Annotated in this window: 13 protein-coding genes and 1 pseudogene; 6 read left to right on the forward strand and 8 right to left on the reverse strand. The window is 52.7% G+C overall.

Annotated features, from left to right (window positions below):
• Positions 1–132: 132 nt before the first annotated feature.
• The 5 genes from gabT to I6L54_RS07110 all read right to left on the reverse strand — a co-directional run bounded on the left by gabT (position 133) and on the right by I6L54_RS07110 (position 6,042).
• Positions 133–1,416 carry a 4-aminobutyrate--2-oxoglutarate transaminase gene (gabT, locus tag I6L54_RS07090; RefSeq protein ID WP_040233302.1) on the reverse strand — a complete coding sequence of 428 codons (1,284 nt, stop codon included), beginning with the start codon at positions 1,414–1,416 and terminating at the stop codon, positions 133–135.
• A gap of 25 nt (positions 1,417–1,441) precedes the next feature.
• Complete coding sequence (gene gabD / locus I6L54_RS07095) at positions 1,442–2,890, reverse strand: NADP-dependent succinate-semialdehyde dehydrogenase (protein WP_040233304.1); 1,449 nt, start codon at positions 2,888–2,890, stop codon at positions 1,442–1,444.
• 23 nt (positions 2,891–2,913) lie between these two features.
• Positions 2,914–4,182: an L-2-hydroxyglutarate dehydrogenase gene (gene lhgO, locus I6L54_RS07100; RefSeq protein WP_040233307.1), complete on the reverse strand. Its 1,269-nt coding sequence runs from the start codon at positions 4,180–4,182 to the stop codon at positions 2,914–2,916.
• Positions 4,183–4,201: 19 nt separating this feature from the next.
• Positions 4,202–5,179, reverse strand: a complete 978-nt coding sequence (gene glaH, locus I6L54_RS07105) for a glutarate dioxygenase GlaH (protein WP_040233308.1) — start codon at positions 5,177–5,179, stop codon at positions 4,202–4,204.
• A 260-nt stretch (positions 5,180–5,439) separates the two neighbouring features.
• Positions 5,440–6,042, reverse strand: a complete 603-nt coding sequence (locus I6L54_RS07110) for a short chain dehydrogenase (RefSeq protein ID WP_005122963.1) — start codon at positions 6,040–6,042, stop codon at positions 5,440–5,442.
• Between the two features lie 98 nt (positions 6,043–6,140).
• Between I6L54_RS07110 and I6L54_RS07115 the strand changes: the two genes are divergently transcribed.
• A complete protein-coding gene (locus I6L54_RS07115) occupies positions 6,141–7,025 on the forward strand; it encodes a LysR substrate-binding domain-containing protein (protein ID WP_040233309.1) in 885 nt (294 codons plus the stop codon).
• A 48-nt stretch (positions 7,026–7,073) separates the two neighbouring features.
• On the opposite strand, the gene I6L54_RS07120 is transcribed toward I6L54_RS07115, so the two are convergent.
• Genes I6L54_RS07120 through I6L54_RS07130 form a run of 3 tightly spaced genes read right to left on the reverse strand, consistent with a single transcriptional unit; the run spans position 7,074 to position 10,025 of the window.
• Positions 7,074–8,588, reverse strand: a complete 1,515-nt coding sequence (locus I6L54_RS07120) for a tripartite tricarboxylate transporter permease (protein ID WP_040233312.1) — start codon at positions 8,586–8,588, stop codon at positions 7,074–7,076.
• 10 nt (positions 8,589–8,598) lie between these two features.
• The gene (locus I6L54_RS07125; RefSeq protein WP_137378462.1) at positions 8,599–9,033 is read right to left on the reverse strand and encodes a tripartite tricarboxylate transporter TctB family protein; all 435 of its coding nucleotides are present in this window, start codon (positions 9,031–9,033) and stop codon (positions 8,599–8,601) included.
• Positions 9,034–9,047: 14 nt separating this feature from the next.
• Positions 9,048–10,025, reverse strand: a complete 978-nt coding sequence (locus tag I6L54_RS07130) for a Bug family tripartite tricarboxylate transporter substrate binding protein (protein ID WP_040233315.1) — start codon at positions 10,023–10,025, stop codon at positions 9,048–9,050.
• Between the two features lie 152 nt (positions 10,026–10,177).
• Between I6L54_RS07130 and I6L54_RS07135 the strand changes: the two are divergent.
• From I6L54_RS07135 to I6L54_RS07155, 5 genes and pseudogenes are all read left to right on the forward strand, one after another.
• Positions 10,178–10,543: pseudogene (locus I6L54_RS07135) on the forward strand (response regulator); the annotation flags it as partial.
• Positions 10,503–11,837: a sensor histidine kinase gene (locus tag I6L54_RS07140; protein WP_040233316.1), complete on the forward strand. Its 1,335-nt coding sequence runs from the start codon at positions 10,503–10,505 to the stop codon at positions 11,835–11,837. The pseudogene I6L54_RS07135 and the gene I6L54_RS07140, both read left to right, overlap by 41 nt.
• A 451-nt stretch (positions 11,838–12,288) precedes the next feature.
• Positions 12,289–13,704 (forward strand): undecaprenyl-phosphate glucose phosphotransferase, encoded by a 1,416-nt coding sequence (locus I6L54_RS07145; protein WP_040233318.1) that lies wholly within the window; start codon positions 12,289–12,291, stop codon positions 13,702–13,704.
• Positions 13,694–14,980: an outer membrane beta-barrel protein gene (locus tag I6L54_RS07150; RefSeq protein ID WP_040233319.1), complete on the forward strand. Its 1,287-nt coding sequence runs from the start codon at positions 13,694–13,696 to the stop codon at positions 14,978–14,980. Before I6L54_RS07145 ends, I6L54_RS07150 begins: the two co-directional genes overlap by 11 nt.
• A 1-nt stretch (position 14,981) precedes the next feature.
• Complete coding sequence (locus tag I6L54_RS07155; RefSeq protein WP_040233320.1) at positions 14,982–15,539, forward strand: polysaccharide biosynthesis/export family protein; 558 nt, start codon at positions 14,982–14,984, stop codon at positions 15,537–15,539.
• Positions 15,540–15,541: the final 2 nt, after the last annotated feature.

Here is a 15,541-nt window from a genome sequence, read left to right on the forward strand (position 1 = left end):
CCGGGGCACGCGTATTATTGTTATTGATCTGTTTGCCGGATGGCGGCTCCGCCTTATCCGGCCTACGGATTGCGTTTTTTGTAGGCCGGATAAGACGCATTTGCGTCGCCATCCGGCTCGGATGCAGGAGTGTTAACCTTGCTTCGCCTCGGCAAAACATTGCGCGATGATGTCCAACCCCTGGCGGATTTGCGCATCTTCAATGGTCAGTGGAACAAGGATGCGCAGCACATTGTAGTAAGGCCCGCAGGAGAGCAGGATCAACCCTTTGTCACGTGCACGCGCGACAATTTCGGCGGTCAGTTTGGCGTCTGGTTTCGTATGGTCGCCATCTTCGAACAGTTCGATAGCAATCATCGCCCCCAGCCCGCGTACGTCGCCAATCTCGCGGTGGGTTTCCGCAATAGCCAGCAGGCCTTCACGCAGGGTTTGCCCCAGATCGTTGGCTTTTTGCAGTAGATTTTCCTGCTCGAAAATGTTCAGTACCGCCAGCGCGGCAGCACAGGCAATCGGGTTACCGGCATAGGTACCGCCCAGCCCACCCGGTGGAATAGCGTCCATGACGTCGGCGCGTCCGGTCACGCCCGCCAGCGGGAAACCTCCGGCGATGGATTTAGCGAAAGTGGTGAGATCGGGCGCAACGCCCATCTGCTCCATGGCAAACAATGTACCGGTACGGCCCGCGCCGCTCTGTACTTCATCGGCAATCAGCATGATGCCGTGCTCATCACAAATGGCGCGCAGCCGTTGCATAAAAGCAGGCGAGGCGGCGTAAAAACCCCCCTCGCCCTGAACGGGTTCAATCACGATGGCGGCAACGTCTTCCGGCGCGGCATCATTTTTGAAGATGCGATGAATGCTGGCAATCGCATCGTCGTCACTGATGCCGTGCAGCGGGCACGGGTAAAGCGCGCGATACACATGGCCTGGCATCAGCCCCATTCCGGCAGAGTAGGGGTTTACTTTCCCGGTTAATGAGAGGGTGTAGTGGGTACGGCCATGATAGGCACCGCTAAAGGCGATGGTGCCGGTTCGCCTGGTGGCAGCGCGGGCGATTTTTACCGCGTTTTCCACCGCTTCGGAGCCGGTCGTTACCAGCAGGGTTTTCTTGGCGAAATCGCCCGGCACTTTCTTGTTCATCATTTCGCACAGCTCGAGGTACGGCTCATAGGCCAGTACCTGGAAACAGGTATGGGACAGCTTTTTTAACTGCGTTTCCACCGCAGAGACAATCTGCGGGTGCAGGTGACCGGTATTCAACACCGCAATACCGCCAGCAAAATCGAGGAACTCACGGCCTTCAACGTCCCAGACCCGGCAGTTTTCTGCGCGTTCGGCAAAAATCGGGTGGATCTGTCCTACGCCACGGGGAACGGCGTTGCTGCGACGTTGCATGAGTTCTTTATTGGTGCTCATCAGGTGTTCTCCAGTATTTATTTTATTAAAGGCCAATACACATATATTTGATTTCTAAGTAGTCTTCGATGCCGTACTTCGAACCTTCGCGGCCAAGACCAGAGGCTTTAATGCCGCCAAACGGGGCGACTTCGTTGGAGATGATGCCGGTATTAATGCCGACAATGCCGTACTCCAGCGCTTCACCAACGCGGAATACCCGGCTTAAATCACGGGCGTAGAAATAGGCTGCCAGACCAAACTCGGTGTCGTTGGCCTGAGCGATGACGTCCGCTTCGTCTTTAAAGCGAAACAGCGGCGCCAGCGGGCCAAACGTCTCTTCTTTGGCGACCTTCGCGTTGGCAGGCACATCCACCAGAATGGTGGGCTGGAAGAAATTTCCGCCGAGCGCGTGAGGTTTACCGCCCGTGATAATGCGTGCGCCTTTATCCAGGGCATCGGCGATGTGCTCCTGCACCTTGGCGACAGCTTTTTCATCGATCAGCGGCCCGGTGGTGACGTCAGGTTGCAGACCATCGCCGAGGTGCAGTTTGTTCACCGCCTGCTGGAGCTTGTCGGCAAACTGCTCATACACGCTGTCCTGAACATACAGACGGTTGGCGCAGACGCAGGTCTGCCCGGCGTTACGAAACTTCGAGGCCAGCGCGCCTTCCACGGCTTTATCAAGGTCGGCATCATCAAAGACGATAAACGGCGCATTGCCGCCCAGCTCCAGCGACACCTTCTTGATATCTTTGGCGCACTGCTGCATTAGCTGGCGTCCAATCTCAGTGGAGCCGGTAAATGACAGCTTGCGCACCAGCGGGTTGCCGGTCAGCTCATTACCAACAGCACTGGCTGACCCCGTCACCACGCTGAAAACGCCTGCCGGGATCCCGGCGCGATTAGCAAGCTCTGCCAGCGCCAGCGCAGAGAATGGCGTCTGGCTGGCGGGTTTAAGCACCATGGTGCAACCTGCTGCCAGCGCCGGACCGGCTTTGCGGGTGATCATCGCCGCCGGGAAGTTCCACGGCGTAATCGCGGCGGTCACGCCGATCGGCTGCTTGATGACGATCAGACGTTTGTCGGCCTGATGGCCAGGGATCGTATCGCCATAAATGCGTTTGCCCTCTTCGGCAAACCACTCAATAAAGGAAGCGGCGTAGGTGATTTCGCCTTTGGCCTCCGCCAGCGGTTTGCCCTGTTCCAGTGTCATCAGACGGGCGAGATCGTCCTGATGTTCAATCATCAGGTTGAACCAGCGGCGCAGGATATTGGCCCGCTCTTTGGCGGTCAGCGCCCGCCACGCGGGTAGGGCGCGATTCGCGGCGTTAATGGCTTCGCGGGTTTCATCCGCCCCCATTTTCGGTACGCTACCCAATTGCTGACCGTTAGCGGGGTTGGTCACCGCGAGGGTCTCGCCGCTGTTGGCGTTACGCCAGTTGCCGTCGATCAGTGCCTGCTGGCGAAATAAGGTGGGATCGTTAAGTTGCATAATTGCTTCCTGTCTTCATCGTTTTAACGGGTGAATGCGGCGTGTAATGTCTCCACGCTACGTGCCGCACGCAGCGTGCGTCCGGGATTACTCTGGTTCTCCAGCAGGGCGTGAACTTTGCTGACGATATGTGCGCCGATAGGGATTGCTGACGTTGCCGCAGGAGACGGGGCATTACAGGTATGAATTGAGCGTGGCGTGGTGACAAACAGAAAATCATCGATCAGTTTGCCGTCCGGTGACACCGCCTGTGCCCGCACACCTGCAGGCCACGGCTGCAGATCGTTTTGCGTCAGGCTCGGGCAGTACTTTTGCACCAGTCGCAGATAACCGCTCTTGCACAGCGAATTCTTCATTTCACCAAGCCCGGAACGCAGGTTGTTTTGCAGCACGCGGCGGATGCCGGAAGAGCCGAAGATCTCCAGCGTATCGCTGAGCGAGAAGTCGCGTTTACGGTAGCCTTCGCGTTTAAATGCCAGCACCGCGTTGGGGCCGACCGTGACGCTGCCGTCAATCATCCGGGTCAGATGCACACCAAGGAATGGCATCGCTGGATCGGGGATCGGGTAGATCAGATGATTGACTATCTGGTTATGTTCTGACGCCAGGCGGAAGTATTCGCCGCGGAACGGGCAGATGATGAATCCGGGGTCGATGCCAAGCATTTTCACCAGTCGATCCGCCATCAGGCCAGAGCAGGTAATCAGCGTTGCGCCCTCATATTCCAGGCCCTGGCGGGTCTGCACGATAACGCCCGCCGCGTGCTCTTTCAGCGCGCTGACTTCGGCGTTGTAAACAATCTCACCGCCCCTGGCCTGGAAAATCTTCGCCATCGCGGCGGTGACTTCGCGGTAGCTGACGATCCCGCTCGACGGGACAAAAATACCGCCCAGTCCGGTAATGTTTGGCTCACGCTCACGCAGTTCTTCGGCGTTTAACCACTCGCGCTCTAAACCGTTAGCGGCAGTGCGATCCCATAACGCGCGCATCCGCTCCATTTCCAGCGCCGAGGTGGCAACCAGCATTTTTCCGCAAACGTCATAGCGGATGCCGTTTTGGTCGCAAAAGGCTTTGGTGGCGCGATTTCCGGCCAGGCAAAACTGCGCCTTCAGGCTACCGGGAGTGTAATAGACCCCGGCATGAATTACGCCGCTGTTGTGGCCCGTCTGGTGGCAGGCCGGGCCGGACTCTTTTTCCAGTAGCGCGATTCTGGCATCCGGGTAGACATCAATCAGCTGCATGGCGGTCGACATGCCAATAATGCCGCCGCCAATAATCACAAAATCATACATCCGCTTTTTTCCTTCGCGCTTACTGATGGGTCTGGTAGTGGTTTGTCGCGTAAGCGAAATAACCACGCTGACGCATCAGTTCACGGCGCAGGTCAGGATGCGAGGTGAAACGATCGCGACCGTGCAGCCAGAACAGGTTGTTGATCAGCAGGAATTTACCCACTGAAACCGGAACGGAAAGAATGTTCTTGCTGGTTTCCAGCGCGTCGGACAGGTCGCTCAGCCAGACGCCTTCTTCATAGTCTTTTGGCTGGACGAACTGATCGATGTAACGCATCACCGGACGGCCCTGCTGGTCAACGTCAAACACCGGATGGAACACGTCCTGGCTCACGTTTTTGCTAGGCGGTGCGGCAAAGCGCATGGGACGACGTGCCAGCGGATGGGTAAAGTACTGATCCAGATGTTCCCAGTCGTCGAGGTGCAGCAGCAGCGAGTTACCGCCGGTCATGTTCTGCTCGTCGATTTTCATCATCAGTACGTAGTCGGTTACCTCTTCGAGGTAGGTACCGTCGTTGTGTAGCTCCATCACGCGGTGCGGCTGGCGCAGGTAGCTGTCGGAGTTATCGACGTTTTTCACCACAAATCGCGCGTAGTATTGCCCGCTCATCGCATCAAAATTGGAGCGCCCGATAAGATGCGCTACCGCCGTCGCCAGCTTGACCATCTCTTCCGCCTGCGCCACATCATCCACGCCCACGGCATTGATCAGCAGTGCGCCTTCAGCACGTTCCAGCAAGGTTTTTAGTAGCAGAGGCTGCAACTGATTGCCGCACAGGTCATCGAGGATTTTGCCGACTTTGAAGCGCAAGAAGGATTTGTATTCCAGTGCCTGCACCGGCCACTGTGCGACGGCTTGCAGAAATTGCTCCGTAGTTTCAGCACAGAAAGTCAGCTCCAGTAAGCGTGGAGACTGGGCTGATGGTTTCAACGTGAAACCGCTGTAGTGCTGGGCTGGATCTTCAGCGTTCGGTTGTACGGCAGTCAGTGCGTTCATCAGAATCGATCCTCTCAGTAGATTGTCAGGGAGACATGGCGATGCTCGTTTCGTAGCCATAAATTAAAAATATCTACATTTTTGGAAAGCGCGCACAGAACGAGCTTGTTTGTTTATTATTTGTGATCAAAAGCAACAAATATTTAACATTATAAAGGGTGGGGTTAAATGAAAAGCGCGGGAGATAAACAGGAGAATATTATTTAAAAACAGAGGATTAATAATACTGCCGCCGCTGGGGCACAGCGGCAGTAAAAATGTTAGTAACCGACTTTATAAATACGTCCCGTTTGAATGCCTTCCACGCTGCGGCGGTAAGCGTTGGCCACAGTTGCCGCTGGCACGCTTTCAAAGCCCGGGAAGAAACCGTCGTAGGCTTCAGCAGATTCACTGAGAACGGTCGGGCTTATCAGGTTAATACGCTGACCACGTTCCAGCTCACAGGCAGCCGCGCGCACAAATCCTTCCAGACCGGCATTGATCGTTGCCGCATTTGCCCCCTGGGCAATGGGCTCATGGGCGATAATGCCGCTAATCAGCGTAATCGAGCCGCCATCGTTGAGAAAATGCTGTCCCGTTAAGGCCAGGCGTATCTGACCTAACAGTTTATCCTGTAACCCCTGATTAAAGTCTTCGTCGGTCATCGTCGACAACGGCCCAAAGAACAGATTGCCGGTGGCGGAAACAATTGCATCCACGCGTCCTGTTTTTTCAAATAGCGCCTGTACGCTCTCTTGTGAGGTGATATCGACCAGGTAATCACCCTGCGTGCGGCCCACGCGGATAACCTCATGTTTACGGCTCAACGTCTCTGTGACTGCACGACCCACTGTACCGCTGGCACCAATAATGACGATTTTCATAACCACCTCCGCAATAGTGTGAGCCGCTATTCTTTAATGAAAATGAAATCAGATAAACTGGCTAAAAGTTAGATGATTACTAACCAGAGGTTTGCAATATGGATAAGCTGCGCGGCATGGAAACGTTTATCGCGGTGGTGGAAAGTGGAAGCTTTACCGGTGCGGCTACGCGACTGGAGATATCTGCGGTGATGGTGGGGAAATATATCTCCCTGCTGGAAGCGCAGCTCGGTACGCGTTTGCTGGAACGTAACACACGCCGTCAGAGTCTGACCGATGCCGGGCGTGTCTATTTTGAGGAAGCCCGGCGAGTGTTGGAACAAGTGTCGATAGCCGAACGCTCGGTAGAGCGTTTGCGGCTGGCTCCTGCGGGCACGTTGCGCATCAGCGCGCCTACTTCCTTTGGGGCCTGTGTTATCTCGCCGCTGGCCGCAGATTTTTTGCAAACCTGGCCAGAGGTACGCATTGAGTTAGATCTGACCAACCGAATGGTCGATCTGGTGGATGAAGGTATCGATCTGGCGATCCGCATTGGCGATATTCATCAGACCGATGTGGTGGCGAAATATCTGTGTCCGTACCGTATGGCTATCTGTGCGTCGCCGGACTATCTTGCCCGATACGGCACTCCTCGAACGCCCGTGGATCTGGTGGATCATCTGTGTTTGTCGCATACCGTGTGGACGGCACGTAATGAATGGAAACTGCCGGGTGTGGCGGGTGAGGTCAGGTGGAAACGTGATGCGATTCTACGCTGTAATGATGGTCATGGCCTGCGTATGGCGGCAGTGGCGGGCGCGGGTTTGTTGTTACAACCAGAGGTGTTACTGGCGGAAGAGCTTGCCAGCGGCAAACTGGTCCGGGTGCTGGAAGGGTTTACGCCAGAGCCGCGACCGATTCATCTGCTGTGGCGCCAGGATTTACGCCCATTGCCGAAACTGACGCAGTTTGTCGAACACGTACTCAGTGCATTTCAGGAATGAAGATGAAAATGCCGGATGGCGTTGTGAACTGCGCCATCCGGCAATTTGTTAGCCGATATCCACCTGCGGCTTATTGTTGCGTTTGCGGATCAGGCGCAGCACTGGCGGGATAACGATAACCATGACCGCCATCACCAGCAGGACTTTCGCCACGCCGCTGGCCCACAGAATATCCATGCTGCCATTACTGATGGACAGGGCACGACGCAGGTTCTGCTCCAGCATTTCTCCCAGAACGAAGCCCAGAATCAATGGCGACATCGGGAAGTGCATTTTACGCAAAATGTATCCCAGTACGCCGAGACCGACCATCAGTACCAGATCGAAGGTCGTGCTGTGGACGGCATACACACCGACCGCCGAAACCGCCGCAATGGCCGGAACCAGGAACCACAGCGGAATGGTCAGCATGCGGGTGAACAGACCGATTAACGGGATGTTCATCACCAGCAGCATCACGTTGGCAATCAGCAGCGCCGCGATCAGTCCCCAGACGATATCCGGTTGTTCGGTGAACATTGCCGGCCCCGGCGTGATGTTGTACAGCGTCAGCGCCCCCATCATTACCGCCGTGGTGCCCGAACCTGGCACGCCGAGCGTCAGCATTGGGATAAACGAGCCGCAGGCCGAGGCGTTGTTGGCCGCCTCAGGTGCGGCAACACCACGAATGTCCCCTTTCCCAAAGCTGTCGCTGTTACCGCTGAGCTTTTTCTCGGTCATGTAGGTGATAGCACTGGCGATGGTGGCCCCGGCGCCGGGCAGGACGCCGACGAAAAAGCCAATCACCGATGAGCGCAGCGTTGCGCCCACGCACTGCATACCTTCTTTGGCATTGAACAGCATACGGCCCGTTTTACGCACCAGCGTCTGGCCACTGCTGGTATGTTCCAGCATTAATAATATTTCTGAGACAGAGAACAGCCCAATCACTACTACGATAAATTGCACACCGTCGGAGAGATGAACACTGTCAAAGGTGAAGCGATAAACCCCGGTGTTGGCGTCTACGCCGACGGTCGCAAGGCCGAGACCGATCAGCGCTGCCAGAAATGATTTCAGTGGGTTCTGCGCCATCATGCTGCCGAGACAGGCAATGGCAAAGACCATTAAGGCAAAGTATTCCGCCGGACCGAAGGCCAGCGACCACTGGGCTAACGCCGGGGCAAACAGAATGATGCCGCCGATAGCGATAAGCGAACCGAAGAAAGAATTGACTGCTGAGATAGAAAGCGCCACGCCGCCGCGTCCCTGTTGGGCCATTGGATAGCCGTCAAGGGCGGTCATAATGGCTGCCGCATCGCCAGGAACATTGAGCAGGATAGAGGAGATGCGCCCGCCGTACTCGCAGCCGATATAAACAGTTGCCAACAGGATCAGCGCAGACTCCGCAGGGAGATGCAAAGCGAAGGCCAGCGGCAGCAGGATCGCCACGCCGTTGATCGGCCCCAGGCCAGGCAGCAACCCAACGATGGTGCCGACAAAGCAGCCGATCAAGGCAATAACCAGGTTTTCCGGCGTCATCGCCACCGCGAAACCCTGAGAAAGATAAATCCAGGTATCCATCGTTTCTCCGTTAACCCAGCCAGGCGCCGAGTGGTAAGGTGACGTCAAGCAGTCGGTCGAAGGCATACCACAACAGAATGCCGAGAACCGACCCGGAAATACCCGCAGCCGGGATGGTGGCCCCAAACAGCATGCCGATCACCACGGTGAGAATGGCGGTGGCGATGGGGAAGCCCAGCCATTCGAAACCCCAGGCGTACATAAACAGAATAATCACCATCGTCAGCAGCTTTTGCAGCACGTGACGGCGGGGCCAACTGATGGTGTCCGGGTGGCGCAGTAACAGCGCTACGGCGCACAGTAGCATCAGACCGATAATGCCCAGCGGAAAGGGACGCGGCCCAACGGGCTCATAGCTGTATTCGCTGGTGATTTGCCAGGCTATGAATAGCCCGGCTATACAGAGCAACAGCCAGATACCCGCAAAAATACGATCGCTCATCATCTTTGCCTCAATGCTTATTTCGCCAGACCGAAGGCTTTCGCCTGCTCACGATAATCGGTGACCTGCTTCTTCACGTAGGCGTCGAGTTGCTTCCCGCTCATGTTGAACTCGAACAGGCCACGGAGATCGCGCTGTTTTTTAAACTCATCGGACTGCTGGAGTTTGTTAAAGGCGTCCACCCACCATTGATATTCGGCGTCGCTAACTTTTGGTCCGACATAGAAGCCACGGATGATCGGCCACACGAGGTCATACCCCTGCTCTTTGGCGGTGGGCACATTGGCTAACTGACCCGGCAGGCGCTGGTCGGAGAACACTGCCAGTACGCGGATTTTGTCTCCGCTGAGATACGGCACCATTTCACTGAGATCGCCGGAGACCACCTGCACGTGATTGCCCATCAGCGCGGTGACCGGCTCGCCGCCGCCCTCAAACGCCACATAACGCATCTTGTGCGGATCGACGTTGGCCTTTTGCGCCAGCAGCGCCGACTTCATCCAGTCCTGACTGCCAATAGAGGCACCTGCGCCAATCACCACGCTGTTGGGATCTTTCTCCATCGCCGTCAGCAGGTCTTTCAGCGTCTTCCACGGGGAATCGTTGCGCACGGCAATCATGCCGTAGTCGGTGCCCACACTCGCCAGCCAGCGCACATCATCGACGCCGTAGCGGCCAAATTTGCCCTGCGACAGGTTCAGCAGCGAGCCGCCGGAGAAGGCCACCACGGTGCCGGCTTCGGCAGGGCGTTGCGCGACGATGGCGTTATACGCCACGGCTCCCACGCCGCCAGGCATATAGGTCACGCGCATCGGTTTTTCGATGGCGCCGGTTTCCATCATGCTCACCTGAATCAGCTTACAGGTGAGATCAAAACCTCCGCCGGGTTTCGCCGGGGCGATACATTCGGTGCGCGAGGGCGCTTGTTCCGCCAGAACAGAGGTACTCATCAGTAACATGCTTGCAGTAAGGGTACGAAATAATTGTTTTTTCATTATTTATCCTCACGCCGGATGACCGGATTTCGGGTACGGAAGATTATTTTTGTGATTATGTGAGCCGATGTGTAGCAGTTCGGTTGCGTGATTGTTAAAACATTAACCTTTCAATTCCCTTTCAATGCGGCAGAAACTTTACAGGATGTGATATGCGTCTCTTATTAGCGGAAGATAACCGTGAACTTGCTCACTGGCTGGAGAAAGCGCTGGTACAAAACGGTTTTGCCGTTGACTGCGTTTTTGACGGTTTGGCAGCCGATCACCTTTTACATAGCGAAACCTACGCGCTGGCGGTACTGGACATCAATATGCCGGGACTGGACGGCCTTGAGGTGGTTCAGCGGCTGCGTAAGCGTGGGCAGACGCTCCCCGTTCTGCTGTTGACGGCACGCAGCGCGGTGGCGGATCGGGTGAAGGGACTCAACGCAGGCGCTGATGACTATCTGGCGAAGCCATTTGAAATCGAAGAACTTGATGCCCGGCTGCGGGCTCTGCTGCGGCGCATTACAGGCCGCGACGCAGGCGTATGACCGGACGCTGCTCTCATCGGCCAGAACGGTGTCCGAGCGGCTGGTGGTGCGCAATAAACACCTGGAAGTCAACGTGCCGTGGGTGGTGCTGGACAGCTTTGAACTGAACATGAACGACAGGCTGTACTACAAGGTGGTGGACCCGGCGGGGAAAGTGATTTCAGGCTATGACGATTTACCGCAGATGCCGCCTGCCACTTCGCGCACCCAATTATACCCGGCGCTGGCGTGGTTTTATCACACCGAATATCGCGGCGAGGCCATTCGCGTGGCGCGTCTGCTCCAGCCGGTGAATGAAGGCGGGATTGTCGGTATGGCGGAGATTTATGTCGCCGAAACGCTGCAATCGCGTCGCTATCTGGCGCGACAGTTGCTGTTTTCCTCGTGGGTTTCGCAAGGGCTGTTGGTACTGCTCACGCTGGTGCTGGTTGGCTGGCTGCTGCGCCGGGTGTTACGCCCGATGCGCCAGTTGTCATCGCTGATGGTACGCCGCGAGCCGGGGTTGCTGACACCGCTGCCGGAGATACTGCCGTGGTCAGAGACTCGTCTGCTGATTGTGGCATTCAACCGCTACATTGATCGGCTACGTGCGCTTATTTCGCGCCAGGAACGTTTCAGCGCTGATGCCTCTCATCAGTTAAAAACTCCGCTGGCGGTGCTGAAAACCCAGGCGGCGGTCGCCCTCGCCAGCCCGCAACCGCAGCAGTGGTATGAGAGTTTACAGGCCATGAGTACCACGCTGGATAGCACCATTCATCTGACGGAAAGGTTATTACAACTTTCGGCTGTGAAGCGCAAAGAGCAGGGGGAAAGGCACTTTTCACCGGTCAATCTGTTTGAGGTGGTGCAAACCAGTTGTTTTACCCGCCTGGCGCAGGCGCGCAGCAAAGCTATCGATCTCGGCTATGAAGGGGAGCAGGACGCGGTGTGGATTGAAGGGGATGATGTCCTGCTCGGCGAGCTGTGCGGGAATCTGCTGGATAATGCGCTGAAATACACGCCTGCGCGGGGGATGGTGACCGCCCGACTATTGCGAGAAGGGGAGGCCGTAGTGCTGATGGTTGAAGACAGCGGGCCCGGCATTGATGAACAAATGGTGCATCAGGCGCTGTTACCGTTTCATCGTCTGGAAAACGTGGGCAACGTCCCCGGGGCGGGGATTGGGCTGGCGCTGGTCAATGATATTGCTCGTCTGCACCGTACACACCCACAGTTGTCGCGCAGCGATACGTTAGGGGGACTGAGCGTACGAGTACGATTTTTAAGCATCACGAACTGATATATTTATTTCTCAGGTGCAGATTTTTCTTAATAAAATTACAAATAAGAAAGCTGATCATTATTAATAATAACGCTATGTGATTTATTGATTTTATTTGTATTGCAGGGCAGTTAATTATTTTTAACGGCTATTTAGGGGAAAAAGAGAAACGATTTTATGCTATTCATCATACATATAGCGGCTTTTCATAGTCTACTAATTGTTATCTGTCAATAACGGTTGTGTTGTAAATTATCATCTTTTTTGGTGGTGGCGATAAAACGCCCAATCAGAAATTAATGATAAAAATCATAATGATATAAATGAAACGTGGGTGATAGTCACACTAGTCAACATTATTTTTTACATTTACTGACAATGTACCATTGCGTTTTTTAGACTTGTGATATAATTAGCAACATGAAAAGAGAAAAAAATAATTAAATATCAATAAATAATGGGCTGAGATATGCTTAAAAATTCGCTAAAGATTAGCAGTCAAGGATATCCAGTCTTTTTAAAGCTGGTCGATTTTATTGTAATCAATATTACGTTAATTTTTAGCGCCCATCTGTTAGATATGGTGCCGTTTAAGACCATTGTCATTCTGAGTATCCTCTTCTCAGTGTTTTTCCTGTTGCTTGCTGAATACACCAAAATGTATCAGCAGAAGATAAAAACCATCGGCATACGTAACCAAAAACGGCTACTTTTCTGTACGCTGCTGGCAATCTCGTTCAACGAAGTGATCAGCATGACGGTGGCCGAACCAGAGTCACTTGGATACCTGGCAAGTCTGACTCCGTCATTTTTATCCCCTATTGTTTACTGGTATTTCATTCCTTTACCTTTTCTTTATTTTATTCGTTTTTTCATTTTTAAATATTCAACGAAAAAAAACATTCGTGTGGCGATTATTGGTCTGACCGACAACGGTGTGGCAGCAGAAAATGCATTGATAGCTGAATATTCCAATATCAAATTAGATTTAGCTTTTTATGACGAACGTGCGTTGTCCCGCTGTGGTGATATCGTGGATAAGATTAAAAGTCCCTTTCGCGGCCCTGTCATTAATCTTGTTGAAGAGGCTAAGCAAGGGAATATCGACGAGATCTATATCGCATTGCCGATGGTGGCATTACATCGTATCCGTCACTTTTTGGCCATGATGTCAGATACCACGGTAGATACCTATATTGTTCCTGATTTTTATACCTACAGTAACAATATGTCCAAGTTGCGCTCGATCCACAATCTGCAAACCATTGGCATCTTTAGCTCACCGTTTGAAGGAGCCGGTTCATTTATTAAACGTGCGGAAGACCTGATTCTCGGTAGCATCATTATGGTGATGATCTCCTCACTGATGTTAGCGATTGCTATTGGTATTAAACTTACCTCCCGTGGCCCGGTGTTTTTCAAACAAGATCGATACGGCCTGAGCGGACAAAAAATTAAGGTATGGAAGTTTCGCTCGATGCGAGTTATGGAGAATTCCGATACGGTTATCCAGGCCACTAAGAATGATCCGCGCGTGACAAAATTTGGTAGTTTCTTGCGACGCACCTCTCTTGATGAACTCCCGCAATTCATTAATGTATTGCAGGGAAGTATGTCTATTGTCGGCCCCAGACCTCATGCGGTTACGCATAATGAACAGTACCGCAAACAGGTCGAAAACTACATGATCCGCCATAAAGTTAAGCCGGGGATCACCGGGCTTGCGCAGATTAACGGTTTCCGTGGGGAAATCGATGCACTTTATAAGATGGAAAAGCGCGTTCAGTATGATATTGAATATATTCAGAACTGGTCGTTATGGCTGGATATAAAAATTATTATTAAAACTATTTTCAAAGGATTTGTCGGTAAGAATGCATACTAAATTAATAGTTATTACCGGAATCGTGATATCGCAGTCCGCATGGGCTGATCTAACGCCGAAATCACACATTGGCTTTGCGGGGATCGACTTCCAGGGCCAAGCTGCTGTGGATTACGGTTATGATGATAACGTGACTTATCAGCCCCATAACCGCGATGCGATAGGTTCAGCTTTCCAGAGCGCGGCGCCTGTGTTTAGTATGATCGGTGAGCGCGGCCAGGATAAGTATTTGCTAATGTATTCAGGTGATTATCGTAACTACTCAAGCGATTCTGCCGATAACTATAACGACCATTTTTTCCGTTTTAACGGTGCCTGGCGTTACGGGCAAATGCACGGCTTAACCCTGAATCTGGAAGATTCAATTGGACATGAATCTCGCGGCCGCGATATCACAGAGGGCTTTTTGCCGAACCAGTTCCGCCAGTATGGAATTAACTCTCCGCTGACGAATAATTTTATCAACAGTGAGTTGCGCTATAGCTATGGCGCACCAGATGGACGCGGCAAAGCGGAACTGGCACTGTTGTATAAAAAACTGACGTTCGGGAATACCTCGGATGTGCAGGATACCAGCCCGGATTTTTACAATTATATTCAGCAGCAGGAATGGCATGAAAATAGTCTGGTGGCTGAAGTTTTTGACCAATACACATCCAGAACGCGCTTTCGCTATAGTTTTATTACTAATCAGCGTCACTATGATAACAACTCAGAAAAAGACAGTAATGAATACTATTTGCTTTACGGTCTGAAATCGCAGTTGACGGGGAAAACCAACGTCGACATGAATATTTCATGGCTGTACAAAACATTTGAAAATGCCGCAAACTCGAGTGATTTTAATGGTCTAAACTGGGATATAAAGGGGGAGTGGAAGCCGTTAAATCAGTCAGTCTTCACCGCCCATTCTGCTCAAAGTATTAAAGACCCTTCGGAAGTTGGGGGGTATATCTTAGTGACTGAGTATGGGATTTCTTATCAGCATTTCTGGCTGGGCAATCGTTTTTCTACTTTGCTGGACTACTCATACACCACGGAAGACTATAAAAAACAGAACAAGGATCGACATGATAAAAATGGTGTATTTAGCGTAACCATGAGCTATGACTACACGCCGTCTGTCAATTTTGAGATTAAATATCAATTAGATACCTTAAATTCGAATAAGGATACTGATTCGTTTTATATCGGTCCCGACGACAGTCAGGAAGTCATTAGAACGTTGGGTTATGATAATTCTATGATTATGCTTAAAGCTAAGGTTCAGATCTAAAATGAAAATAATAGAACTGTGCGCGTTTTTGCTACTCAGTATCCTGTTGGTCGGATGCACAACGTCCAGGCCACCATTAATGGACGATCCTGCTGCGGTGGCAGAGGATTACCGAATTGGGGCGGGGGATACTGTCAATATCGTTGTTTACGGGGAACCCGAAATGACGATGAAGTTTATCGTGGATAAGAGTGGAACAATAAACTTCCCTTATATCGGCGTGCTGGGTTTAAAAGATAAAACACCAGAACAGGTGAATATTGAATTAACTCAACGCTTGCGCAATGGGTATATGGTTAATCCCATGGTGACAGTGAGTATTGCCGAGTTCCGCAAATTCTACGCGTCAGGGGAAGTGAAAAGCCCGAATGGATTCGCCTGGGAGCCGGGACTTACCGTAGAGAAAGCTATTGCTCAGGCGGGGGGATTTACTGACCGTGCAGATCGCAAAGATATCAACATTCGCCTCTCCGGTAGCAATCAGCTACTTGAGAATGTTGATTTAACGCACTCTGTTCGTCCTGGGGATGTCGTGATTATTGGCATGGGGTTCTTCTAACG

This window comes from Citrobacter pasteurii (genome assembly GCF_019047765.1).
Classification (GTDB): domain Bacteria; phylum Pseudomonadota; class Gammaproteobacteria; order Enterobacterales; family Enterobacteriaceae; genus Citrobacter; species Citrobacter pasteurii.

What these genes read in the sequence shown, in the direction of transcription:
- gabT (WP_040233302.1), bottom strand. Translation starts at nt 1,416, where the DNA reads ATGAGCACCAATAAAGAACTCATGCAACGTCGCAGCAACGCCGTTCCC.
- gabD (WP_040233304.1), bottom strand. Translation starts at nt 2,890, where the DNA reads ATGCAACTTAACGATCCCACCTTATTTCGCCAGCAGGCACTGATCGAC.
- lhgO (WP_040233307.1), bottom strand. Translation starts at nt 4,182, where the DNA reads ATGTATGATTTTGTGATTATTGGCGGCGGCATTATTGGCATGTCGACC.
- glaH (WP_040233308.1), bottom strand. Translation starts at nt 5,179, where the DNA reads ATGAACGCACTGACTGCCGTACAACCGAACGCTGAAGATCCAGCCCAG.
- I6L54_RS07110 (WP_005122963.1), bottom strand. Translation starts at nt 6,042, where the DNA reads ATGAAAATCGTCATTATTGGTGCCAGCGGTACAGTGGGTCGTGCAGTC.
- I6L54_RS07115 (WP_040233309.1), top strand. Translation starts at nt 6,141, where the DNA reads ATGGATAAGCTGCGCGGCATGGAAACGTTTATCGCGGTGGTGGAAAGT.
- I6L54_RS07120 (WP_040233312.1), bottom strand. Translation starts at nt 8,588, where the DNA reads ATGGATACCTGGATTTATCTTTCTCAGGGTTTCGCGGTGGCGATGACG.
- I6L54_RS07125 (WP_137378462.1), bottom strand. Translation starts at nt 9,033, where the DNA reads ATGATGAGCGATCGTATTTTTGCGGGTATCTGGCTGTTGCTCTGTATA.
- I6L54_RS07130 (WP_040233315.1), bottom strand. Translation starts at nt 10,025, where the DNA reads ATGAAAAAACAATTATTTCGTACCCTTACTGCAAGCATGTTACTGATG.
- I6L54_RS07140 (WP_040233316.1), top strand. Translation starts at nt 10,503, where the DNA reads ATGCCCGGCTGCGGGCTCTGCTGCGGCGCATTACAGGCCGCGACGCAG.
- I6L54_RS07145 (WP_040233318.1), top strand. Translation starts at nt 12,289, where the DNA reads ATGCTTAAAAATTCGCTAAAGATTAGCAGTCAAGGATATCCAGTCTTT.
- I6L54_RS07150 (WP_040233319.1), top strand. Translation starts at nt 13,694, where the DNA reads ATGCATACTAAATTAATAGTTATTACCGGAATCGTGATATCGCAGTCC.
- I6L54_RS07155 (WP_040233320.1), top strand. Translation starts at nt 14,982, where the DNA reads ATGAAAATAATAGAACTGTGCGCGTTTTTGCTACTCAGTATCCTGTTG.